The following is a 20,849-nucleotide window of genomic DNA, read 5'->3' as shown; positions in this document are numbered from 1 at the left end:
AGTAGTCACGCAATCTTGATGGCCGCCTTTTGCCGACGTTTTGCCGTTGCATTGCGAACCTCGGCGGCAATGCTCCAGGCAGCCGTTTCCGCAGTTCCGTTGGCCGGATGCACGCGAACACCGTGTGGGCCCGTGAGGCTTTCACCTGTACGGGTGCTGGCGTGCACGCAGTACCTGCGCTGGTTGTGCACGGTGTAGGTGACTTCCAACTCCAGTTCGACATCCCAGATGTGCTGCTGGTCCCGCAGAGCTTTCCTTGTCGCCGCCAGGAACATCAGGGCCGCGGCATCTTCAATCTGCTGTGAGGTGGGTTCCTTGTAGCGCCGGCCACCGGCAGTCCCGGCAGACCCAGCGGGGTTTGTAACAGCTTCAGTGGACATGACGACTCCTGTTTCGAATGTGGTTGGTTTCCCTGATCGAAGAAGGACCCGGTCACAGCTTTGCTGTGACGCTTCCCGGTGCTTGGTGCTGTATCCAGCCGGGAGGAAGCCTTGTTTCCACCCCTGCTTCGCTGGGCTTACGCTGTGCCCACGATGTTCGAAGGTTTGCCGGCCGCCCTGCATCCTCCTGTTGCCCTTGCTTTGGCCAAGGCCGTGGAGTCGATACCACGCGGTGACGCACTGTCCGGCGGCTCAGTCTTTGAGATGAAGTTCGACGGTTTCCGGGCAGTGTGCCTGGTCGGTTCGGATGGGGCGTGGCTCTACAGCAGACAGGGGAAGGATCTGAGCAGGTACTTTCCGGACGTGTTGGCTTCCGTGCGTGAGCAGATCCCTCCGGGCTGTGTTGTCGATGGCGAAGTTGTGGTGTGGTCCGAAGGGCGGCTGGATTTCGATGCGCTGCAGATGCGCCTGGTGAGCTCAAAGGCGGCTCTTGCGGAGCTCGTGATGAAAAGCCCTGCCTCGCTGATCGCCTTCGACGTCCTGGCAGTGGCGGGGCAGGATACCCGCGGGCTTCAATTCCGGGACCGCCGGGCTCTGCTCGAGGAGCTGGCGCGCGGGTGGGTTCCGCCACTGCATCTGTCACCGGTGACCAGCGACCGGGCCCTGGCGGCCACGTGGTTCAGTGACATGACCGCCACGGGCGTGGAAGGAATTGTGATCAAGGGTGAAGGGCAGACGTACGAGCCCCGGCGAATTTGGCTGAAGGTCAAGAGCAGAAGCGCCTTTGATGTGGTTCTTGCGGCGGTCATAGGTCCCATGGCGCACCCGCGGGCAGCGGTGGTGGGTTTGCCGGTACACGGACGGCTGCGGATTGTCGGCCGGTCCACGTCCTTGACGGCTCGTGCGGGAAGGGATCTGGCCACATATCTTCGTCCTCCCCGGGGAAGGCATCCATGGCCGGAGGAAATCAGCGAACGGGTGCTGGACCGCTTCACCAAGGAGGGCGGCACCACTCGCTTGACTTTGGTGGAGCCGTTGGTGGTTGAAGTCTCGGCCGACATAGCCTGGTCGGGTCAGGCATTCCGGCATTCAGTCCGCCTCATGCGGGTCAGGCCTGAGTTGTCGCCGACGGAAGTATCCCTCCCGGAAGGCTTCCAGCGTGCCTAGCGATAAAGAATGTAGCCATGTGAAGAATGGAGTCATGCGACGAGAAGATGAACCTGAAGAGTTCGAGATTGCCGACTCGTATTTTCAGGAGCTGAGGACCTGGCTGGGCTTCCGGGATTCCCACGAGGCGTGGATCCCGGAAGCCGGAAGCCGTCTGGCGCAGGACGATGGGCTCATCAAACCCCACCAGGCGTCGCACAACATCGCCAATGCGGTAGTCAGCGCGATCGATCATTTGCACGCGCTGGACAGCATCATGCTTGGTGCCGGAGCATCACATACTCTTGCCCCGTTCTCGCTGGTCAGAGCAGCCATTGAGTGCGCCGCACAGGCCGCCTGGATTTCAGCGCCAGAAGAACAGGCGACCAGGATAGTTCGTTCGCTGTCTCTGTCGCTGAAGGTAGCCAAAGACCGCGAGACTGCGTACAGCGAACTGGCACGTCGCCATCCGAATCTTCAGGGAACGCTTCCGGACTTCGACAGCGACAAGGCGCAACTGCAGGCTATTCTCGATGCCTCCGGGGCCGCTGGAAAGTTGATTCTCCCCAGCAGCACGCACATACTCACGCAGGTCCGCGACCTGGTGCCCAGGACGTCCGCCTTGTCCGTATGGCAGCTGTGCTCGGGTTTTGCCCACGGCAGGCGCTGGGCCGCGGATGCCGTGCTGAAGCCGGCGCAGTCAACTTCTCTGCCGGATGATGTCATCGCCAAGGAAAACCGGCCGACCATGAGGCTGCTTGTCTGGGCCCTTACCCCGGCTATGGATTTGATCCGGTACAGCCTCGAGCGGCATTCTGAGCTGTCGCGGGCCTAAGCAGCCAATTTGTACCCGCTGAAGCAAGAATCGGCGGCCGGAGCGGGTTCTGCAAAAGAGGCCGCGCGACTCAGTTATCCGCGATGGCGAAGATCACGACAATGATGATGATCGGGATGAGCAGCACGCCCGCGCCGGCGGCGAGGTGCTCCCAGCTGAACGGCGAGTTGAGGAAGGCGATGAAGCCATCCCACAGGCTACGGACGGAGCCCACGGCCCAGGCGAAGAAGCCGGTAGCCCAGCCGATGACGGCGGTGACCGAGACTCCGCTGAGCGCGCACAGCCCCACGATCGTTCTGGTGTTCCTGAGCATGGCCAGTCCCCTCATTTCCGGTCCTCGAACAGCAGGTAGTAGAGCCCGATGTGCGGGATGACGAGCACGGCGAAGGCCAGCCAGGCCCGCTTCGGGTCCTCGATCACCCATGTGATCCCGTCTTTGACGGGTTCGGCGTACGCGAGCACCGGCGCAAGAACATCGGTGCGGAAGACCACATGGAAGATGCCGTAGGCCATTCCCAGGGCGATCGCCAGGGCAAGGCTCCGGCGGATTGTCAGCTGCGCCCGCGGGCTCATCCCCCGGCGTGGTTCCGCGACTGCCGGATCCCAGGTCTGGTGGTCCGTGTCGTAGTCGTGCATCACTTCATCCCGTCTCCATCGAATCATCATTCATGTCCATTCTATGAGAAAGGCTGAATGACGAACAGAAACGAGGCCCAATGGTCAGTCGAACTCGAGGTCTGCACCGACTGGTGCGGGTGTGTCGAGCCCCCTGCCCGCCTGCGGGGCATGGTTCTTCGCCGCGGATGCGCGGCGCTGGGCGGCGAGCTGGTCGAGGGTGACCCCGACGGGCCGCCCGAGGCGCTGGCCGGCTGTCCGGTAGACCTCACTGTCGCGGCGTGCGCCGATGGCGACGATCTCGCGCCGGGTGATGCCGCCGGGCGGCTCGGGCCTGACGTCGCGTGAGACGATGCGCAGCGGCGGCTTCTCATGGGGGTCCGCACCGACGTAGGTTGTGTCGCAGTCGGAGAGGTCGGCAAAGCGGGAGTCGTAGTCCAGCGGCTTAGTCGGGTGGCGGCGGCCGTTGAGCCGGTGGAGCATGACGATGGTGGCCTCAAGGAGCGCCTCGTCCCGGCTGTGCGCATTCTTCAGGGCGCGCTGGTTGAGCCGTTCGATGTCCTGGCGGGCCCCGGGGCTGAGATGGACCTTGATCCGCAGCCCCTCAGTCATCGTCGAGCACCTTGCGGATCATTGACCGGGCGGGTTCGCCCAGCTCATCGCCGAGCTCATCGAGGGTCAGGCCGGGCTCCTCGGAGGCGTCGGAGGCACGGATGCGGCGGGAGAGCTCCGCCTGGAAGGCAGTCTCGTCGGCGTGGACCCGCCGGAGCAGGTCGACGAAGTCGGCGAACGGGATCACGGCGGCCTCGGGGACGTTCCCGTCACCGAAGATCAGGGGCTCGGCATCCCCGGCGCGGAAGCGCTCTAGCAGGGTGCCCAGGTCGGCGGCGGTAATCTTCTGGGTCGGGGCGACGTTCACGGAGAACTTCGGCAGGGAGCCCTCGCGCGGGGCCTGGGGGGTCTTGTCGTCAGTCATGGTTCCAGTCTATTCGTGGTCGAATGGGATGCCAGTGCCTCATATTCCACCATTCCTGATGGACACTGAGTCGCTGGGGAATGGCGTAGCGGGGCAGTTGAAGAGAAGCAGGCCCGCGCCCTGCGGCCCACTGCGGGTCGAGGGCGCGGGCCATGCATCAGAACTCGCCCGAGCCGGGCTGGACGTCGAACACCGGCACGCCGAGTGCCTGCCAGGCGCGGATCACCCTGGGCCGGTCATCCAGCGCGAGCCGGACGTCCCACCGCCCGCGGATGAAGGCCTCGTAGATCTCGGGCTTGACGATGTCGTCCGGCCGGCGGTCGCCATGTCCGCGCATGAACAGAGGGCAGCTGGCAGTCCACTCCCCCACATGTTCGATGAGCCAGGCGTAGGTCGCGCGGCCGACGTCCCAGCCGTTGTCGTCCATGACCGGCCTGCCGGAGCAGAACACGATCTCAAGTCCGGCAGCGTGCAGGGCGCGCACGGTTTCGATCACTGGCGGGTTGGGCAGGTCCCAGGGGACGAGCCGGTACTCGTGGTGTCCCCTGATGAAGCGTCCGTCGGGAAGGGTGTGCGTTGCGACCGTCCCGTCGATGTCGACGATCACGGCCGGCGAGAGGACCGCGGCCGTAGCAGTGCTGATTTCTGTCACGGTGGGTCCCTCCTTCCGGGCGGTGAGGCTATTCAGTAAACGGACGCTCGGCCTCGACGTCGAGCGGGACGATCGTCCCGAAAAGTCCTGCAGCATGCTGTGACCCGTGCGGGACTACCAGCAGGTCGGGACCATCGGGCATGACGCCGGACTCTCCGCATGTGGGACACGTCCATGTCCAGGTGACGGGCGCGTGCACAACGCGCCTGTCGATGATCACCCAGTCGAAGCGGTCAACCCAGTCCTCGCGGCCGAGAGGCTGGCAGAGATCGGCGTCGAAGAGCGCATCGGGCACTGGTGTCCGGCTGCTCATCGCACTCCTTCTTCGGCCGGTGCGGGACCGGGCTGGGCCACCCAGTACTCCCCGAGGGGCTGGATGGTCCCGTTCTCATGGCCATGGCAGGTCAGTTCGAGAGAGCCCGCCCATTCGTGGGGACCCTGGGTGATCGCGGTGCCAGCCGGCACCTGCAGCGGAGCGTGGTCGTGGCCGTGGTAGTCGCGGCAGGCCGACTCGTCGTCGTTCACGAGCTTGAGGCCGCAGCACGCGCAGAGGATGAAAACACCGCTGGCCAAGGTCAGTCCCCGCCTTCCTGGTTGTCGTACTGGCTGACATAGCCGATGAGAAAGTTGTCGTCGACCGGATCGAAGCCGTGCCGCTCCGTGAACTCCGTGTGGTACTCGGCAGGGTCCCGGTCTCCCGGGTGCGGCCGGACGGAGCCGATCGCGTTGGCGATCCACTCCAGTTCGTCGGCACCGGACCACTCCGGCTTGGTGCCGAGGCCGAGGGCAATGGCGTCGACGATGTCGGTGTCGGTCACAGGTCCGGGGTTGCCGTTGGTCCGGGACAGCGGCCTGCGGCAGTCGGGGATGAATCCCATGGCAAGCAGGACGGTCACCGGCAGGTGGTGGGCGTGCCAGATCGCGTCGGCGGCGTCGGTGGGGGAATCGCCCGAGGAGAGTCCGCCGGAGAGGTACAGCCGGTAGCCGGCGACCTCGATGGTGTCCGTCTCGCTGGAGTTCAGCGCCTCTTCGAGCTCGTCGATGACCCTGCGGCCGACGCGTTTGATGACCTCCGGGCTCGGCTCGCCCTCGGCGTCCAGGTGCATGTCGGGGTCGAAGTCCTCGACCATCTCCTCGAGCTGGGACTCGGGGTCGTCGAACCGGAACGATTCAGGGTCCGCGGTCTCCTCGACCATCAGGCGGCCGCGTTCGAAGTCGATCGGCTTGGTGCGGTCGGCCGGGACGGCGATGGCCGCGGTGAGCATATCGGCGCTCATGGGTTCTCCTTGGGTCGGGATGTGGGTGGGGTCGGCTCAGGCGGCGGATTGCTGTGTCTTCGCGGCGGCGTGCTCGCGGTAGAGGCGCACAGCCAGGTCGACGCAGTAGCAGGTGAACAGGAAGTGGATGTCCCAGTCGCGCAGGTCCCACTCCCAGGTGTCGGAGCCGACGGTGTCCTCGTGCTCAGCCAGCCATTTGTGGGCCTCCGACTCGCTGTCGGCGTGCCAGCGGGCGTCTTCGATGATTTCCATGCGCCGCTCGGCAGGGGAATGTCGTGGGACCTCGATGTCGGCGAGCTCCATCCAGTTGTGTTCCTCTGTGAGCCGGTCGAACTTCTCGTCGGGGATGCCGTCGGTGCTCCAGAGGGCAGCGCGCGCGGCAGCGGCCGCGTTCCGGCGCTCGTGGTTCAGCACGGTGCCGGTGGCCGCGAGGTGCTCCTGGGCGTTCCAGTGGGCCTCGAAGAGCGCCAACTGTGCGTCCCCGTCAAGGCCGCGCAGTTCGTGCAGGCGCGCCAGCAGCGCCAACTGCTGATGGTGGACCTCCTGGGCCTCGGTGCCGAGTCCCTCGCTTTCTTCGAGGTGCTCCCGCACCAGCTGGATGAAGAGATCCGGGTCGTACTGCTTTACTTCGCGGGAGCGGCCGCCGCAGAGCTTCTCGGCCCAGTAGCGGAAGTCGATGCTTGGCGCACCGTCGGAGTAGTAGCCCTCGCTCTTGCCGGCCGACGCGAAGAACCCGATCATGTCTGGTTCTCGGGTGAACATGTTGCCGTCGGCGATGTCGCCGCTGGTGGCCAGGTGGCCGGGCCAGGTGGTGACGTCCCAGGACCACATGCGGGTCCCTGGGCCCTGGATCCTGAAGTGGCGGTAGAGATCCTCGTCGTGCAGAACGACGAGGACGTGCTCCCGGGTCTGGGCGAGAAAGTCGGCGTACGTACGGGCGTACGGGTTCTCGGGCTTGACGGTGTCAGGTGCGGACATGGCGGGTCCCTTCCGGGTCTGCTGGTCAGGGTTGTGGTCGGGGCCGTCCGCTCGGGCGGTGCTCAGAGGATCGGCAGTGGCCGGCCGGAGGGCTTGTAGTGGCCGTCGGCCTCGTCGAGCACGGCCTCGGTGAGGAGCACGGTGGCGGGCATGAGGAACGCACCCACGAGCGCGGCGAGGCGCTGCTCGTCGGCCTGCACCCGCTCGGGGATGCTGCCGCGGGAGCTGAAGAACATGTCGGCACGCTCGATGAGGCTGGCCCGGCGGGCCTCTCTGGAGGTGAAGTGCTCGGCGATGGTCTGTCCGGGGCCGTACTCGGTGATCACCGAATAGAGCGCGGCGGGAACCTCGGTCTTCTTGCGGGTTGTGCTCACGTAGACCTGGACGCCCCATCGGCGGCAGAGCTTGGCGATGGCGTTGACCACGCTGTCCGGGGCGCTCTCCCACTGCCCGGAGCTGGACTGGTACAGCTCGTGCACTTCGTTCGCGGCGGAGGCGTCGATTGCACCCAGGACGACGTCCGAGGCGGTAAGCAGCTGCGCGCACATGCGCAGCCGGAATGCTGGCGAGGGGTAGTGGTCGTGGAAGACGATCCGGTCGTCGTGGCAGATGACCAGGTCGTAGGCACTGTCGGGGCCCGGCACGAGCTCCTCTGAGCCGGCCTGGATTCCAGTGGCGGTCATGGCGTGCTCCTTCGAAGCTGCATTGGCTGTGTTTATGGGATGGGAAGCAGGAGGCGCGGGCGCTCCGACCTCTCGTGGAGGTGGAGCGCCCGCGCCGGTGCCGTCGGTCAGACGGCTTCTGCGACCTGCTGCTGGTCGCCGGCAGTACCGGCGTTCTCGTCGTCGACCAGAAGGGTCGGGTCGATGCCCGCAGCGCGCTGCGCGTTCTTCTCGTCACGCTCGGTGAGGGCGTTGACGATCTGTTCGTAGCTGCTCTGGATCGGCGGGTTCTTCGCCGTGCCGTAGGAGAGCACGTACTGGCTCTTCATGGCGCGCGTGAACGCGACGTAGAACATCCGCTTGGTGTCCTGGGTCATCTTCGCGTCCTCCTTGTAGAGGACGACGACGTTGTCGAACTCGAGGCCCTTGGCACCGTGGATCGTCGAGACGACGAGATCGGCCTTGGACTCGAGGTTCTTCCGCTTGCGCTCCTGGTTCTTCTGCTTGTTCACGTTCAGCTTCTGCTGGTTGCGCGTGATCTCGAAGGACAGGAGGTTGTCGCGGAGCCGGTCGAAGAACACGTTCGCAGGCAGGCTGCCCTGGTTGCACAGGGCCACCCAGCCGTTGATCGCGGCGCTGTTCTCGACCCACCACTCGGAGATGGTGCGCAGGATTGCCTTCTCGACGTTGACGTTTCCGGCATTCTTCGTCAGCTTGCCCATGTTGTCCTTGATCCCCTGGGAGACCACGAACGAGGCGTTGGCCGGCTGCACCTGCAGGACGTCGTTCCAGAAGAACTTGATGTACTTCGAGAAGATGTCCGTGGCGTAGACGCGGTCGCTGACGAGCGAGGCCACGTGCTTATTCGGGTAGGCCTTCTCGAGCACTTCCTGGATCAGCGCCACCTCACGGCGGGCGTAGGCCAGGAAGGCCACCTGCTCGCCGCGGTCCAGGCAGGCCTGAACGTACTCCGGGATCACCGTGTTGCGCACGAGCGGCTGCAGGTCGTTGGCGATGAAGCCGGTCAGGCGGGCCACCTCGTGGTAGTTGAGGGTGACCTTCTCCTGGAAGGAGTCGGCCGTGGGCACCGCCAGCGAGTTGGCCTGCAGCTGGATGTTGGCGAACTGGTTGGTCTCCAGACCGCCAAGCACGACGTTCGCGAAGTCGAGAATCTCCTGGTTGCTCCGGTAATTCGTCGTGAGCCGGAAGGTTGCGAAGACCCCCGAGCCCTCCAGCGTGTTGAGCGCCCTCGGGTTGGCCGAGCGGAACTCGTACAGCGTCTGGCTGGCGTCGCCGACGATGAACAGCGACTGGGCGTGCTTGGTGATGTACTTCAGCACGTAGATGAACTCGAAGACCGAGTTGTCCTGGACCTCGTCGATGATCAGGTACTTGCTCTGCACGTGGGCAGGCTCGGACATGTCATCGATCTTCTGGTAGCAGATGATGATCTGCAGCTCCAGCGAAGTCTGCTCGATGCGGTCGAGCAGCGCGATCACCTCGTCGAAGTGGTTCTCGACGAAGGTGTTCAGGGCCGTGAACGCGCCGGTCTTGTTCTGGTCGACCTCCAGCAGGCGGTGTCGGAACGTCGCCGCGAATTGGCTGTTCGGGTAGAAGATGTCGATCGAGTTGATGATCGTGTCGATGGCCGAGACCTTGTGGGTCGGGTGGTTCATCGAATAGATGTCGATGATCATCTTGGCGATCGTCATCGAGCCGACGTTCGGGTTCTTCTCCGTGATGTTGTCGGCGGCGGCGTTGGTGAACGACAGGACGGTGATGTCGCTGGCGGGCACCCCGCAGGTCTCGAGGTACTTGATGCGCTCGAGGATCACGGTCGACTTGCCTGTGCCCGCGCCGGCCTGCGTCATCACGAGCGGCTCGTGCGTGCTGAGCGCGTCGAGCTGCTGCTTGGACAGGTGCGGCGGGAAGACCGGGGCCGTGGCCGGCTGGGGCGGCGTGATGAGCTGGCCCTTCATGCGCTCCAGGTGGTCGAGGGTGTGGTTCATCAGCAGGCTGAGGTTCTGCTTGGACAGCTTCGCCGCGATCGGCGCGGAGAACGTGGTGTCCAGCTGCTGGTGGATCCGGCGGTAGGCCTCCAGCGGGACGTTGTAGTTCTCCAGGTAGCGCAGCTGCACCGCGAGCATGTTCAGCTGCTCCTCGGTGGGGCTGGCCGGCATGTCCTGCACGTACTGGCAGACGGTGTCCGAGATGGCCTCGGAGTCCCAGATCTGGGCCAGGCGCGTGATGCGCTCGTAGATGGGGTACTCGTCCATCCAGTCGGCGAGCTTGTCGAGGTTGGTGACACTCAACCCTGCGGCCGAGAGCACATCCTCGATGACGTCGCGGGCATTCTCTGCGGGGCTGGTGTCCCACTGCAGGAACACCGCCGCGTCGTGGTTGCCGTAGCCGATGGAGCGGGACACCGATACGGCGCGCTCGGGCTCGGCCAAGCCCTGCTTGAGGAAGTAGAGCTCCAGGCGGTACTGGATCACCAGGTCACGGCGGATCTTGTCGCCGGACTTGTCCTCGTACACGGTCAGGGCCTGGGGGGTCATGTCGAAGTGCACGTCCCAGGAGTTGGTCGGCGTGGCGATGTCGAGCTCGAAGCGGTCATCGACATGCGGTACCGGCAGCGTGAACGACCCGCCCGAAAGCAGGGAGCGGCGCGTGATCGGGGCCAGCGGCACCAGCGCGGTGGTGATGTCGTGGTGGGTCGAGCTCTGCTTGACCTCGATGTCGCGGTCAACCGCGTAGGCGGTGTTGGTCGCAGTGTTGATCGGCCGAAGGCTCTCATTGAGCAGGCCGGTCTTCTTGCCGGACCCGGTCAGGCGCGAGGAGAAGAACTTCGGGTCGACGGTCTTCTGGGCAGCGACGGCGGCTGCGGAAAGGTCGATGTCGTCAAGCAGAATAGGCATGGTGTCGTCTTTCTTCGAACGAATCAGTAGGCGGGTCGAGAGGGTTTGTCGAATGGAAGCCGCATAGACCATTCTCACAGGAGACGAATGGTCAGTCGAATGCTCGTAGACGAGCGCTTGGGTCACGGGCGCGGGCATGAGAGCGGGAGGGCTCGCCTCTGGCGACGAGCCGTCCCGCGCTCCTCTCAACCCACCCGTCAGGGGCCGTGAGGCCCCTGAATCCCGGCGCGGCGGCGTCAGCCCCGCGGACCCGGACACCGCGCGCTACCCATGCGCGCGGCGGTCAATCGCAGGCTCACCTCTTGGGTAGGCCCGGCGGGAAGCACCTTCAGTCGGCGTTCCAGGGATTGGCCTTGGTGACGGACCCGGAGGGGTCCACCTCGACAAGGCCGAGCATGAGTGCGAGATCACGGCAGTCGGCCGCGTCCGCCGAGTGGGCGGAGACCAGCAGCAGTGCGTCGTCGCAGATCTGCTCGCTCCTGTCTTCGGGCTGTGCCGCACGGACTGTGCCGGTGGTGGTCGTGGTGGTCATGGCAGTGACGTCCTTCTTCCTGTGTTCGAACGCGGTACGCGCACGCACGAGCGCCCCCACCCCGGGTATCCGGGACAGGGGCGCTCGAACGCAGTGTGGTGCCGGGATCAATCGACGGCCAGCGCCTCCGGCTCGTCGGAGACGGCGGCAGCGGGTGGGATGAACGCAGTCGACGCAGCCGACGCAGCCTGGGCGGCGAGCAGCCGGTCCTCGATCCACACGCGCACGGCCTTGCCGGCCGGACGCGCACCCTGGGAGTCGACGTAGGTTTCCTCGGCGACGGCACGCAGCTCGTCGTCGGGGATCGACGCGGGCAGTGTCTGGCCCAGGCGGGGCCTGGCGTCCAGGATCCGTTCGCGCTGGCGGCTGTACTCCGCCGCGAGGATCTCCCGGTAGGCCTGCTCGTCGACCGGGTTGAAACCCACGACGAGTGAGAACCGCCCGAGCAGCTCTGCGTCGAAGAACTGAGCCAGCTCCTTGGTCAGGGACCGGTGGGAGACCGCCGGCGGGGCCGAGCCGAAGCCGACCGGCTTGCGGTTCAAGGCTTCCCGCGCGGCGTTGGTCGTGCAGATCACCAGCGCCTTGGAGAAGTCCAGCACCTTGCCGTGGGCGTTGCGGATGTAGCCCTCGTCGAAGGCCGAGAGGAACAGCCGCTGCACGGCTTTGTCCGCCTTCTCGAACTCGTCGAGCAGGATCACCCGGTGGGGGTTGGACTCGAGCGTGTCGAATGGCAGCTCGCGGTTGGAGTCCGAGCCCACGTAGCCGGGAGGTGCCCCGACGATCTTCGCGGTGTCCGAGGGAGTGTGGAACTCCGTCATGTTCAGGATGATCGGCTCGGTGCCGGTCATCTGCTCCGCAATGATCTTCGCGGTCTCGGTCTTGCCCACGCCCGAGGCTCCGGCGAGCATCCAGGTTGTCGGGGTCGACGTCGGGAACAGGTCCAGCTCCTCGCGGGCCAGGCGGTCCACGAGCTTCTCGAGCACGTCGTCCTGTCCGCGCAGGCGGCCCAGCAGGGTCGCCCGGAGGGTTGCGACGTCGAACTCCGGGCGCTGGGCGTTTCCGGTCATCAGACGCTTGGCCACGTCCAGGACGCGCTTGGTAGTCAGCGGCACCTGCGGGATCGACCGCAAGGTGTTCACGAGTGCCGTGTCTCCGGCTGCCTCGGCCTGGACGATGAGCTTCTTCTGCTCCAGCACACGGTCGGCCATCGCCCGGTCCAGCAGCGTGATGGCGCTGTCGGGGCGGTGCTGCCCGGCACGGGAATTCTCCTCCGCGATCCGGACCGTCTCCGCCAGGACATCGTCGGAAACCGCGATCTGATGGCGGTAGTGCGCCACCAGGCCCGGCCGGACGCTGCCGAGCACCGTGAGGGTTTGCTCGACGGTCAGTTCGTCGACGATGAGCGGGGTGAAGCGCCGCGCGAAGGCGGGGTCGTCGTCGAAGGCCCGGGACTCGGTGGAGGTGGTGGCACCGATGACGCGCATGTCGCCGCGGGCCAGGGCAGGCTTGAGCACCTGTGAGACCTTGCGCAGCACCGAGTCGGTGTGGGAAGTGGATCCACCGGTGATCTGGTGGATCTCGTCCATGAACAGGATGACCTTGTTCTTGGGGTCCGAGGCGAAGTCGATGACGGCCTGGACTTTCTCCTCCAGCTGCCCGACGATGCCGGAGCCGGCGACGAGGTTGGTGATCGGCAGCTCGTAGACGGTGAAGCCCTTGAGCTGGTCGGGGATGAGTGTGTCGCCCAGGGCGATCCGGCGGGCGATGTCCTCGACGATCCGGGTCTTGCCGACGCCGGCGGAGCCCTTCAGGAGCACGTTCGGCTTGTTCCGGCTGATCAGGACGGAGAGGACCTGCTCGATAAGCGCGTCGCGGAACATCGTCGGGTCGGCGTTCTTGAACTTCTCGTTGTAGTCGACGAGGAGCTCCTTGACGGCGTCGTCGGACTGGCTGCCCTGACTGGGCATGCCTCCCATGGGCGGGAAGCTCGGAGGCGTGCCGCCGCTGTTCGTATCGTCGTCGGAGCCCGACGTGAAGTTGTTCAGGCCCATCGCGGGGTCCTTCCTTCGGTGGGTTCGCCGGGCGGCGCGCTGGGTGGGCGCGCCGGGATGCCTGGCAGGGTTACGGGTAGGTCTGAGGGAGGAGGAGACGCCGGCCGGCTCGGCTCGGCTGGTCGGCGTCTCCTCCGTGGCCGGGGGCAGGGTCAGAGAACCATGCCCAGCAGCTTCTGCCGGATGCTCGGGTCGATGTGCTGCATGCCGTTCGCGTACGCCTCGGCGGAGCGGACCATATACTTCCAGTCCATGGCCGAGCACGGGGCGTAGTAGAGGTTCGGCGGATGCTCCTCGCGCCTGGACGGCGGAGGCCACTCGAAGTCGGTGATCATCAGCGACAGCCGGCGCTTTCGCACCGGGGAGGCATTGATGTAGTCCCACACCTGCTTGAACTCGGTGCCGCCGGTGACCTTGGGCACCTTCCGGAACTCCTGCCAGATCTGCCGCGTCGACTTGTTCTCGACCTTCAGCAGCGTCTCCTGGGAGAGCATGTGGCTGAAGGAGTTGAAGTACAGGTTGACGTTGAGCTTCTTGGCGATCCGGATGAGCATCAGCACCGCCTCCTGGTAGTTCTCCTCGGAGATCGACCCGGAGGTGTCGATGAAGACGTGCAGGTCGGGCATGTACTGCACCGAGGTGATCCGGCCCGGCTTGTTGAAGTCGTCCGGGTTGCGGCGGTTGGCCTTGAGGAAGGTCGTCTTCGTCGTCCGGTAGACGTTCTGGGACTTGTTGACCTTGCCCATGCGCTTGAGCACCCGGGTGATGTCCTTGAACAGGTCCAGCTTCGTGGGCGGGGCCTTGCGGAACTTTACCTGGGCCGAACGCGAGCCGGGCTGGCCCGGCTGCTGCCGTGCGCCCATGGCGGCAGCCCTGGCAGCTGCCCGCGGGAGCGAGGTCAGCTTGGACAGAGCGGCGTTGGAGACGACTTTCACGGGCGAGGCGAGGGACTGGTTGATGAGGTTCCACTCCCCCGTTACCTTCGCGGCGGTGGCGCGGGCGTGGGCCTCGACGTTGACCAGGACCACCGACCGCGGGCAGAACAGCTCCCCAACGGTAAACGGCATGATGCCGGTGTCGAGGGCGGCCGCGCCTGTTGAGGCGGCCTTGCGCTGCTGGTCGACGTAGGTCATCAGCATGCGGATGACCAGCCGGGCGAAGGAGAACTCGTCGTTGCCGTCGGAGTCGTCCTTCCGCAGAAGCAGCGACTCGGTCAGCCCCTTCAGCGAGAGGTTGGCGAAGTCGTTGAGCAGCCGGAGGGCGTCTGCGGGCATGGCGTTCGCGCCGGCCATCGCCTGCACCTGCTGGTTCAGCCAGATCTTGAAGCCGTCGAAGGCGGCAGAGGACTGGAACCAGAAGCCGAGGGTGTTCGGGTGGTAGGTGTAGGCGACGGAGGCGAAGAAGGCGCTTTCGTCGGCGGAGCCGGCGAGCAGGCCCTTGGCCGCGGGGATGACATCGTTCTGGGCTGAGTACAGGACCCGGGCTGACGGCGCGGGCCACTTGTTTTGCTGCCCGGCCTGGACGGCGAACAGCTCACCCACCGGCAGGGGTGTGCCCTGGTCATAGCTGACCAGGGTCTGTCCGAGCAGCTCCTTGGCGTTCTTTTCAGCGGCCGGGTCCATCGTTTCACCGAGGCAGCGCATGACGATGTCCAGGACGTCGCCGGTGATGTCGTGGCCCGAGCCGTCGACGATGCTGGCCGGAGCGCTGGGCTTCAGCGGCTCCAGCAGCGGGTCGACCAGGACCTTCTGGATGGCCGGCATGGGGTCGTAGTCGCCCGTGCACGAGATCGTGTGCAGGGCGTCGAGCACCGCCGGCTTCTGGTTCGTGACGGTGATCGTCATCGTGGTCTCCTATTGCAGTCTGAGGCGACGGGTGTCGTGGTGTGGCGGGGAACGCTCCGGAACGGAGCCGGTGGCGTCCCCCGCCGCCCGGTGCCGGGTCGGCTCAGAGGAAGGCCGACAGGGACGGCTTGACCGCGGCCACGATCGGCGAGTCGACCTCGAGGAAGGCCTCCAGGTTCTGCCGGTCGAACTGCCCGGTCGTCACCAGCTCGAACAGGGTGCGCGTGTGCTCCGGCTCAATCTGGATGGCGGCCTGCGCCAGCTGCTCGATGAGGCGCGAGTTGTCCTCCTTCTCCTTCATCGCGTAGAGCAGCGAGCCGGAGACCTCGTTCTGGGTCAGGCCCGAGATCTGCGCGGCAAGGTCGGTGACCGTGCCCGCGGACTTGAGGGTCGTGTAGCAGTTCGGCTTGGGCACATTGACGCGGTTGTGTGCGGGGCCGCCCGAGTTCGATGCGAGGTCTTCGGCGATAACCGCCACGAGCTGGGTGGTGAACATGGTGTCGCCGGTGAAGGCCTCGATCGCCTCGTTGAGCAGCGAGGTGTCGCGGCCGCCGATCTGGACCGGGGTCGCCAGGTGGCTTGCCAGCTCCTGGCGGTCGACGCGGTTCAGCCACCGGGAGAGGTGGTCGATGGTGCGCGGCGTGGTGAGCTGGTTCATCTCCTCGCCGCCGTCGAACAGCTCGGCCATGGTGACGTTGCCGTCGTCATCGTCGTCATCGCGGCCGTCGGCCACGATGGAGTTCGGCGTCGACTTCTGGAAGATGAGTCCGGGGTGCTGGGTGAGGACTTTCTTCACCCAGGGGTTGAGCGCGTCTCCGAGGACGGACATGAGGGTTGTCGCATCGGGCTCGACGTGGAAGATCGCGAAGCGCGACAGCGAGGCCTCGTCGAGAGTCGTGACGTTGCCCTTGTCGTTGCCCGCCACGATGAGGCGCACGTTCTCCGGCAGTTCGATGTGGCCCATGCGCCGCAGGGTCACCAGGGTGAGCGCGCCGGAGGTCACGTCGGAGGTCGTGCGGTTGATCTCGTCGAGGAAGAGGATCGGCCACTCGCGCGGGTTCTCCAGCGCGTAGTCGATGCACTCCTGAATGACCTGGTGCGGGTAAAAGACCTGCTTGTAGGACTGTGTCCCGTCGGTCTTCTCGTAGGGCACCAGGCGCGCGCCGGTGAGGTCGGCCTTGTCGGCGAGCTGGTTGCAGGGCAGGACGAAGGCTTTGGTGCCCATCGAGTAGGCGAGGGCCTCGACGAAGGAGGACTTGCCGATGCCGGGCTCGCCCATGAGCGCGGGCGTGGCCCCGACCTCGAGGGACTGCTGGATCAGAGTCGTCAGGGTGTCGTTGAACTTCATGGGAATGTCTTTCTGGTCGTGGGTGAGCTGTGAGCAGGTGAGACGGGAGACGGACCCACGGCAGGGCTGAGCGCCGTACGGGACATGTCGGAAGCAGGGCCACAAGGCCCGGTGACGGGGGCGGTCGGGCTCAGAAGCCCACCGCCTCCCCATCCCCGATCGGGCTCCGCCCGATCCAGTCCTTGTTCCACCGCCAAACCGATGGGCAACCCCCGAAGGTTCACCACGCCTCGGCGGAGGCTTCCCGTGCCGCCACCAGGGCAGCGGCACGGTCCAGCAGGAACGGCCTGCCGTTGCGCATCTGGGCGTGCTTGGGCCGAGGCTCGATCACCGCCAGCGAGGTCTTGTACAGCAGCCAGGCCTCGTCACCGGAGGAGAACTGCGCGCCGAAGGACCGGTAGGTGCGCAACGGCAGCTGCATGCCGGTGTAGAGGACACCCAGGACGGAGAACTCCCAGCGGGAGCGGTCGTTGTCGAAGTCCTCGGGCGTCTTCAGCCGGTCGCGGGAGCCGGCGAGTGTCTGCTCGACGATGGCCTCGGCGTACGGGATGTCGGGCATTTCGCCGTCGGTGCCGACGGCGGTCGAGGGGATGCTGATGCTTGGCTTGGCCTTGGCGGCGAGGTCTGCATACAGGTCCGCCACCGAAGAGAACCGGTCGGAGGCTGGTCGCGCCGCAACGTGTTCGACGATCCGCTGCGGCACCGGGTTGCGGGTGAACGTGCACCAATGGTCCAGGAGGATCTCGTACCAGCCGTGCTCCTCGCGCAGGACGCGCTTGTCAGCGGCGATCGGGAAGTCGTGGAGGTTGGCAGGCAGCGGGGCGACCAGGTGGAAGCCCCGGCCCGACATCGACAGCTCCGAGTACAGGATTCCGGGCAGGCGCAGGATGTCTGCGGCCACGTCCGGCGGGCAACCGGGCTCGACGTCGATCACGATCAGACCGTCGGAGGGGGCCTGCAGGTAGAAGGCAGCGTTCGCCGCGTTCGGCAGTGTGTCGGCCAGCTGGTCGAGGGTGAGCAGGCAGGTCGCGTCCAGGGCGAAAGCTCCGCGCAGGGGGCCTGCATGGCGGCAGCCCGGATTGCAGCCGTCGAGCAGGTGCCGCACATCGATCGGTGCCTTGCGGCCGGAGTCCTCGTCGTCGAGCTCGCCGAGCCGGCCGGAGATGGTCCAGCGGCAGGCGGTCGCCAGGGCGCGAATCGCGGGGTTGTCATAGAAGCTGGGGAAGATCGCGCGGGGATCGACGGCGGTCACATCAATGCCTTCTTGTCGGGAGCGGATGAAAACAGGGCCGGGTTGCACTCTGGCCCTGAAAGACGAGACCCCCGTACGGCATGGATGCCTGCACGGGGGTCTCGTCTGGGGGTTCGGTCGGTCGGATCGGCCTTGGATCAGCCCTGGTAGGTGATTCCGACCTGCTGGGCATCGCCGGAGCCGCCCCACGGGCCCTGGCCGGCGGGAGCACCCACGGCCGAACCCGCGTTCTTCAACTCGGCGTTCTCACGCTCGAGGCGGGCGAGCTTCTGCTCGGGCGTCTCCTGCTGCGGCTGCACCGCGGGGACCGGGGCGGCAACCGGAGCCACGGCAGGGGCCGCCTGCGGAGTCACCGCGACCGGTTCGGTCAGGACCTGCGCGTGGGCCTGGGCGGGGACCGGACCCGCGACTGAAGCCGCGACGGCGGGCTGCGGGGCCGGGAAGGACAAGCCGTCCTCGACCTCGGTGGCGACCGGCTCCTCGCCGTTGCCGACGGCGGAGCCCGAGCCCGGCTGGGCCTGGACCGCGCGGGGCGGGGCGTTGAAGACGATGCCGCGGGCCGCGAGCTCCCCGCTGGCGACGCCGCCGGCGTTGTAGTAGCGCGGGGTCTCGTGCACAATCACCTGGTCGAGCGACAGGCCGCGGTTGGCGAAGTTCTTCGGCTTGTAGACGCGGAGCACGAGCGTCACGTCCAGTCCCTGTGCCAGCTCCTGGCCGGAGGTGTCCTGGTCGTAGGTGCCATCACCCTTCTCGGACGGGATCGCGATGATCGGCAGGTTCGTGCCCTTGGAGTCGATCGAGTAGTTCGCGCCCGAGGCTGGGTTCTTCTTCGAGGTGTAGCGGCGCTCGGAGACGAACTGCTCCTCGACCGTGGGGTTCGCCGGGTCGGCGAACTGCACCTCGGCCTCGGTGATCGTCGCCGTGGTGTGCGGCTTGCCCACGGGGCTCATGCCGTTCTGGACCTTGCGCTGGTCGCTGGCGGCGAGGGCAGCACCCTCGATGAGGCTGGTCAGCCGGGCGAAGGCGAGCTTGCCGCGGATGAAGACGCTGGTGCCCTCGGTGAGCTGGTTGGCGGAGATGGAGTAGTTGGCCATGGTGGTGGGTTCCTTCTGTTGAGTGATTCGGTGGTTCGTGGCGGCCCGTCGGACTGGTCTATGACTCGTCTATCCCTTCTCCTATTCTATCAAGATGCACTGGACTACGAGTAGAATGTGCATGAGGACTCGAATGGTCACAAATGGTGAGCTGGATAGAGAGGGACAGGGATGACGGATACGATGCACAGGCCCGAGGAGAAGGTCGCTGATGCGGCTCCCCCGGCCCGGGTGGCGGTGCAGCGGCGGGACCGGCTTGGGCCCCTGGGCTATGGCAGTGGACCGGTGCTGGCGGCCGGGATCATGGCCGGTGGCGCGCTGCTGTTCGCCGGCTGGGGCGCGACGCAGCTCCTCACTGCTGACCGGAGCCCCGCGAGCGATGCGGCGGCAGCTTCCCAGCACGAGGAGGGCACCGTGACGGTGACCTTGCCGGACCGGGACCGCAACGGGGTCCCGGACGCCTTCGAGGCCAAGGCCGGTAACGGCAGCTCTGCGGACGGCCAGGGTTCGGGCACCTCGGCGTCGGGCAAGGGCGACGAGGACAAGCCGGCGCAGGTCCCCGAGCCGAAGCCACAGCCGCGGGTGTATGTGATCCAGTGGGGTGACACCCTCACGGAGATCTCGGCGGAGACCGGAGTGCCGATCGGGGCACTGGTCGAGAAGAACCGGATCCAGGATCCGAATCTCATCTACGCCGGGGCCTCGCTGCTCATCCCGCCCACGGCGTGAGAGCAGGCCTGGGGCCCGGACTGCGCCGACCTTCAGCGCAGTCCGGGCCTCTTGCTGTGTCCGGAAACGGTCAGTCGGCGGGTCCTGCAAGCATCTGCTGCAGCGATCGCAGCCGCGCTAGCTCGGCCTGCATGCGGGCGACGTCGTCCGGCGCGTAGTCCTGGGGGTAGTCGAGCTTGTACTCGGCGAGCAGCTCGATCTTGGCGGCGAGGAGGTCCGGCACGCCGAGTTCGTCGATCAGGGCCCGGATGAAGGCCCGGAACGCGTCCTCGTGGGTGATCGCCGCGCCCTGGGCCCAGCCGAGGGCTGCGAGGGCGGACTCCCCGTCCTCATGGGTGAGGCCCCGGGAGGTGACGACAGCGGCCGCGGCCTTCTCGGTGAGCTTGCCATCGTTCCGGTCGGGTCAGTCATCGGCACCGCCGCCTTGCCCTGCGGCGCTGTCGCCGGCCGGGGGCGACGGGGTCTGGATGTCCAGCCAGATCTGCATGGCCTCCAGGACGTTCGAGACCCCGTCGCCTTCGTCGAGCGTGATCAGCTCCGTCCATCCCGACTGCGTGAGTGTCGAGACGGCGAACTCTTCCCTGGCCGCAGTCACCTGGTAGAGCCCGGAGCCGGCGACTTCGTAGATGGTCCGGCCGTGCCGGGCGGAGCCTTCGGCCCGTTCGTACTTGACGGGCAGCTCGGCTGCGCGGAGAGGGACGGTCATGGGCTACTCCTGTGGGTCGTGGCTCTCAAGAACAGACGATTCGGTAACGGTGGCCGCGCCGCGCACCGCGCGGCTGCGACCACCACGGAACGACCCCCGGGACCGGCGTGAGCCGGTCCACGGTCTTTTCCACCGGTTCCCCAGGGAAGCAAAAGACCCCGCCTCGGCCGAAGCCGGGCGGGGTCGATCGAGCGCCGGAAGAAGTGCTGCGCCGCGCTCAGGCGGCGTCGGTGTCGGCCTCACCGGGATCCTCGGCAGCGTCGTGCTTGTCAAACAGGAAACCCCGGGCCTGGCCGCTGGCCATCATGTCTCCGAGGTGCGCCAGGAGTACCGCGCGCTGCGTGGTCCGGCGGTCCTCCAGCGGGTCGTAGTCGCGCAGGGCATCCAGGTTGACCACCCAGCCGTTCTCGCGTTCGACGGCTTCCTCAAGTTCGGAGCCAGCGGCGACGGTCATACCCGTGAAGTCGTGGTCGAACTCGGGTGTGACGTCGAGCCGCTGTGTCGGGTCGTCGATGTAAAGCGTGTCGCCGAACAGCAGCCCGCCGGAGCGGTCGAAGGCGGCGAGAAAGACGCGGTCGGCGCGGGAGGTGTTCTCGACATGCACGGCGGCCACGGCGTCGTTGGCGAGAAAGTCCGTCTGGCTCAGACGGGCATAGGTGCGTGAGCGGGCTTCGTAGCACCACATGATCGACCGGGCCTCGTCGAATCCGCGGAACTCGTCGGAGGGGGGCTGCATATCGACCATCTGATGCTCCTTCACGGGCGTGATCACCTTAGTCCGGCGGGACATCACGATGTACGGAATCGCCGGGCTATGGTTCCCATCCTGCCACAGGAGTGGAAAAGATTCCACT

The 20,849-nt window shown here is 66.3% G+C and carries 24 protein-coding genes; 3 read left to right on the top strand and 21 right to left on the bottom strand.

The window, feature by feature from the left end; all coding sequences use genetic code 11:
• Positions 1 to 5: 5 nt before the first annotated feature.
• Positions 6 to 380, bottom strand: coding sequence for a hypothetical protein (locus RI444_RS11415; protein ID WP_316963765.1), 375 nt, complete (start codon positions 378 to 380; stop codon positions 6 to 8).
• A gap of 111 nt (positions 381 to 491) precedes the next feature.
• Between RI444_RS11415 and RI444_RS11410 the strand changes: the two genes are divergently transcribed.
• Positions 492 to 1,547: an ATP-dependent DNA ligase gene (locus RI444_RS11410; RefSeq protein WP_316963764.1), complete on the top strand. Its 1,056-nt coding sequence runs from the start codon at positions 492 to 494 to the stop codon at positions 1,545 to 1,547.
• Positions 1,548 to 1,581: 34 nt separating this feature from the next.
• Positions 1,582 to 2,361, top strand: a complete 780-nt coding sequence (locus tag RI444_RS11405; RefSeq protein WP_056387420.1) for a hypothetical protein — start codon at positions 1,582 to 1,584, stop codon at positions 2,359 to 2,361.
• Between the two features lie 70 nt (positions 2,362 to 2,431).
• Here RI444_RS11405 and RI444_RS11400 read toward each other — a convergent pair whose 3' ends face one another.
• The 17 genes from RI444_RS11400 to RI444_RS11320 form a co-directional block, all read right to left on the bottom strand.
• A complete protein-coding gene (locus tag RI444_RS11400; RefSeq protein ID WP_056387422.1) occupies positions 2,432 to 2,689 on the bottom strand; it encodes a hypothetical protein in 258 nt (85 codons plus the stop codon).
• Entirely contained in the window at positions 2,686 to 3,027 is a 342-nt protein-coding gene (locus RI444_RS11395; protein ID WP_197521582.1) for a hypothetical protein, read from the bottom strand. The genes RI444_RS11400 and RI444_RS11395 overlap by 4 nt, the downstream gene beginning before the upstream one ends.
• Positions 3,028 to 3,081: 54 nt before the next feature.
• Positions 3,082 to 3,588, bottom strand: a complete 507-nt coding sequence (locus tag RI444_RS11390) for a hypothetical protein (protein WP_257371031.1) — start codon at positions 3,586 to 3,588, stop codon at positions 3,082 to 3,084.
• The gene (locus tag RI444_RS11385; RefSeq protein ID WP_056387433.1) at positions 3,581 to 3,952 is read right to left on the bottom strand and encodes a hypothetical protein; all 372 of its coding nucleotides are present in this window, start codon (positions 3,950 to 3,952) and stop codon (positions 3,581 to 3,583) included. The genes RI444_RS11390 and RI444_RS11385 overlap by 8 nt, the downstream gene beginning before the upstream one ends.
• 157 nt (positions 3,953 to 4,109) lie before the next feature.
• On the bottom strand, positions 4,110 to 4,604 hold the full coding sequence (locus RI444_RS11380) for a hypothetical protein (protein ID WP_316963763.1): 495 nt from the start codon (positions 4,602 to 4,604) through the stop codon (positions 4,110 to 4,112).
• Positions 4,605 to 4,632: 28 nt separating this feature from the next.
• Positions 4,633 to 4,917, bottom strand: coding sequence for a hypothetical protein (locus tag RI444_RS11375; protein WP_316963762.1), 285 nt, complete (start codon positions 4,915 to 4,917; stop codon positions 4,633 to 4,635).
• Entirely contained in the window at positions 4,914 to 5,177 is a 264-nt protein-coding gene (locus RI444_RS11370; RefSeq protein ID WP_316963761.1) for a hypothetical protein, read from the bottom strand. The genes RI444_RS11375 and RI444_RS11370 overlap by 4 nt, the downstream gene beginning before the upstream one ends.
• Before the next feature lie 2 nt (positions 5,178 to 5,179).
• Complete coding sequence (locus tag RI444_RS11365) at positions 5,180 to 5,881, bottom strand: hypothetical protein (RefSeq protein ID WP_316963760.1); 702 nt, start codon at positions 5,879 to 5,881, stop codon at positions 5,180 to 5,182.
• A 36-nt stretch (positions 5,882 to 5,917) separates the two neighbouring features.
• On the bottom strand, positions 5,918 to 6,859 hold the full coding sequence (locus RI444_RS11360) for a hypothetical protein (RefSeq protein WP_316963759.1): 942 nt from the start codon (positions 6,857 to 6,859) through the stop codon (positions 5,918 to 5,920).
• A 62-nt stretch (positions 6,860 to 6,921) separates the two neighbouring features.
• A complete protein-coding gene (locus tag RI444_RS11355) occupies positions 6,922 to 7,542 on the bottom strand; it encodes a hypothetical protein (RefSeq protein WP_316963758.1) in 621 nt (206 codons plus the stop codon).
• 107 nt (positions 7,543 to 7,649) lie between these two features.
• Positions 7,650 to 10,439 (bottom strand): AAA family ATPase, encoded by a 2,790-nt coding sequence (locus RI444_RS11350; RefSeq protein WP_316963757.1) that lies wholly within the window; start codon positions 10,437 to 10,439, stop codon positions 7,650 to 7,652.
• Positions 10,440 to 10,767: 328 nt separating this feature from the next.
• Positions 10,768 to 11,019: a hypothetical protein gene (locus RI444_RS11345; RefSeq protein WP_316963756.1), complete on the bottom strand. Its 252-nt coding sequence runs from the start codon at positions 11,017 to 11,019 to the stop codon at positions 10,768 to 10,770.
• A 59-nt stretch (positions 11,020 to 11,078) separates the two neighbouring features.
• Positions 11,079 to 13,022, bottom strand: a complete 1,944-nt coding sequence (locus RI444_RS11340) for an AAA family ATPase (RefSeq protein ID WP_316963755.1) — start codon at positions 13,020 to 13,022, stop codon at positions 11,079 to 11,081.
• 152 nt (positions 13,023 to 13,174) lie between these two features.
• Complete coding sequence (locus tag RI444_RS11335; protein ID WP_316963754.1) at positions 13,175 to 14,866, bottom strand: hypothetical protein; 1,692 nt, start codon at positions 14,864 to 14,866, stop codon at positions 13,175 to 13,177.
• A 103-nt stretch (positions 14,867 to 14,969) separates the two neighbouring features.
• Positions 14,970 to 16,214, bottom strand: a complete 1,245-nt coding sequence (locus tag RI444_RS11330) for an AAA family ATPase (RefSeq protein WP_133830740.1) — start codon at positions 16,212 to 16,214, stop codon at positions 14,970 to 14,972.
• Between the two features lie 220 nt (positions 16,215 to 16,434).
• Positions 16,435 to 17,514 (bottom strand): hypothetical protein, encoded by a 1,080-nt coding sequence (locus RI444_RS11325; RefSeq protein WP_316963753.1) that lies wholly within the window; start codon positions 17,512 to 17,514, stop codon positions 16,435 to 16,437.
• A gap of 89 nt (positions 17,515 to 17,603) precedes the next feature.
• On the bottom strand, positions 17,604 to 18,560 hold the full coding sequence (locus tag RI444_RS11320) for a hypothetical protein (RefSeq protein ID WP_316963752.1): 957 nt from the start codon (positions 18,558 to 18,560) through the stop codon (positions 17,604 to 17,606).
• Between the two features lie 171 nt (positions 18,561 to 18,731).
• On the opposite strand from RI444_RS11320, the gene RI444_RS11315 reads away from it, so the two are divergent.
• Positions 18,732 to 19,289, top strand: a complete 558-nt coding sequence (locus RI444_RS11315; RefSeq protein ID WP_316963751.1) for a LysM peptidoglycan-binding domain-containing protein — start codon at positions 18,732 to 18,734, stop codon at positions 19,287 to 19,289.
• A 70-nt stretch (positions 19,290 to 19,359) separates the two neighbouring features.
• Here the strand turns inward: RI444_RS11315 and RI444_RS11310 are convergent, their stop codons facing one another.
• The 3 genes from RI444_RS11310 to RI444_RS11300 form a co-directional block, all read right to left on the bottom strand.
• Entirely contained in the window at positions 19,360 to 19,512 is a 153-nt protein-coding gene (locus RI444_RS11310) for a hypothetical protein (RefSeq protein WP_316963750.1), read from the bottom strand.
• Positions 19,513 to 19,692: 180 nt separating this feature from the next.
• Positions 19,693 to 19,995 (bottom strand): hypothetical protein, encoded by a 303-nt coding sequence (locus RI444_RS11305; protein ID WP_316963749.1) that lies wholly within the window; start codon positions 19,993 to 19,995, stop codon positions 19,693 to 19,695.
• A gap of 217 nt (positions 19,996 to 20,212) precedes the next feature.
• Positions 20,213 to 20,740, bottom strand: coding sequence for a hypothetical protein (locus tag RI444_RS11300; RefSeq protein ID WP_316963748.1), 528 nt, complete (start codon positions 20,738 to 20,740; stop codon positions 20,213 to 20,215).
• Positions 20,741 to 20,849: the final 109 nt, after the last annotated feature.

Source organism: Paenarthrobacter sp. AT5, from assembly GCF_032764245.1.
Taxonomy (GTDB): Bacteria; Actinomycetota; Actinomycetes; order Actinomycetales; family Micrococcaceae; genus Arthrobacter; species Arthrobacter ureafaciens.
The sequence above is the reverse complement of the archived record's forward strand: the minus strand, read 5'-3'. Positions and strand labels throughout refer to the sequence as shown.

Coding starts and splice junctions, on each gene's coding strand:
- RI444_RS11350 (WP_316963757.1), bottom strand. CDS start 10,439: ATGCCTATTCTGCTTGACGACATCGACCTTTCCGCAGCCGCCGTCGCT.
- RI444_RS11360 (WP_316963759.1), bottom strand. CDS start 6,859: ATGTCCGCACCTGACACCGTCAAGCCCGAGAACCCGTACGCCCGTACG.
- RI444_RS11415 (WP_316963765.1), bottom strand. CDS start 380: ATGTCCACTGAAGCTGTTACAAACCCCGCTGGGTCTGCCGGGACTGCC.
- RI444_RS11385 (WP_056387433.1), bottom strand. CDS start 3,952: ATGACTGACGACAAGACCCCCCAGGCCCCGCGCGAGGGCTCCCTGCCG.
- RI444_RS11335 (WP_316963754.1), bottom strand. CDS start 14,866: ATGACGATCACCGTCACGAACCAGAAGCCGGCGGTGCTCGACGCCCTG.
- RI444_RS11300 (WP_316963748.1), bottom strand. CDS start 20,740: ATGGTCGATATGCAGCCCCCCTCCGACGAGTTCCGCGGATTCGACGAG.
- RI444_RS11315 (WP_316963751.1), top strand. CDS start 18,732: ATGACGGATACGATGCACAGGCCCGAGGAGAAGGTCGCTGATGCGGCT.
- RI444_RS11305 (WP_316963749.1), bottom strand. CDS start 19,995: ATGACCGTCCCTCTCCGCGCAGCCGAGCTGCCCGTCAAGTACGAACGG.
- RI444_RS11355 (WP_316963758.1), bottom strand. CDS start 7,542: ATGACCGCCACTGGAATCCAGGCCGGCTCAGAGGAGCTCGTGCCGGGC.
- RI444_RS11395 (WP_197521582.1), bottom strand. CDS start 3,027: ATGATGATTCGATGGAGACGGGATGAAGTGATGCACGACTACGACACG.
- RI444_RS11330 (WP_133830740.1), bottom strand. CDS start 16,214: ATGAAGTTCAACGACACCCTGACGACTCTGATCCAGCAGTCCCTCGAG.
- RI444_RS11320 (WP_316963752.1), bottom strand. CDS start 18,560: ATGGCCAACTACTCCATCTCCGCCAACCAGCTCACCGAGGGCACCAGC.
- RI444_RS11340 (WP_316963755.1), bottom strand. CDS start 13,022: ATGGGCCTGAACAACTTCACGTCGGGCTCCGACGACGATACGAACAGC.
- RI444_RS11405 (WP_056387420.1), top strand. CDS start 1,582: ATGCGACGAGAAGATGAACCTGAAGAGTTCGAGATTGCCGACTCGTAT.
- RI444_RS11365 (WP_316963760.1), bottom strand. CDS start 5,881: ATGAGCGCCGATATGCTCACCGCGGCCATCGCCGTCCCGGCCGACCGC.
- RI444_RS11400 (WP_056387422.1), bottom strand. CDS start 2,689: ATGAGGGGACTGGCCATGCTCAGGAACACCAGAACGATCGTGGGGCTG.
- RI444_RS11390 (WP_257371031.1), bottom strand. CDS start 3,588: ATGACTGAGGGGCTGCGGATCAAGGTCCATCTCAGCCCCGGGGCCCGC.
- RI444_RS11375 (WP_316963762.1), bottom strand. CDS start 4,917: ATGAGCAGCCGGACACCAGTGCCCGATGCGCTCTTCGACGCCGATCTC.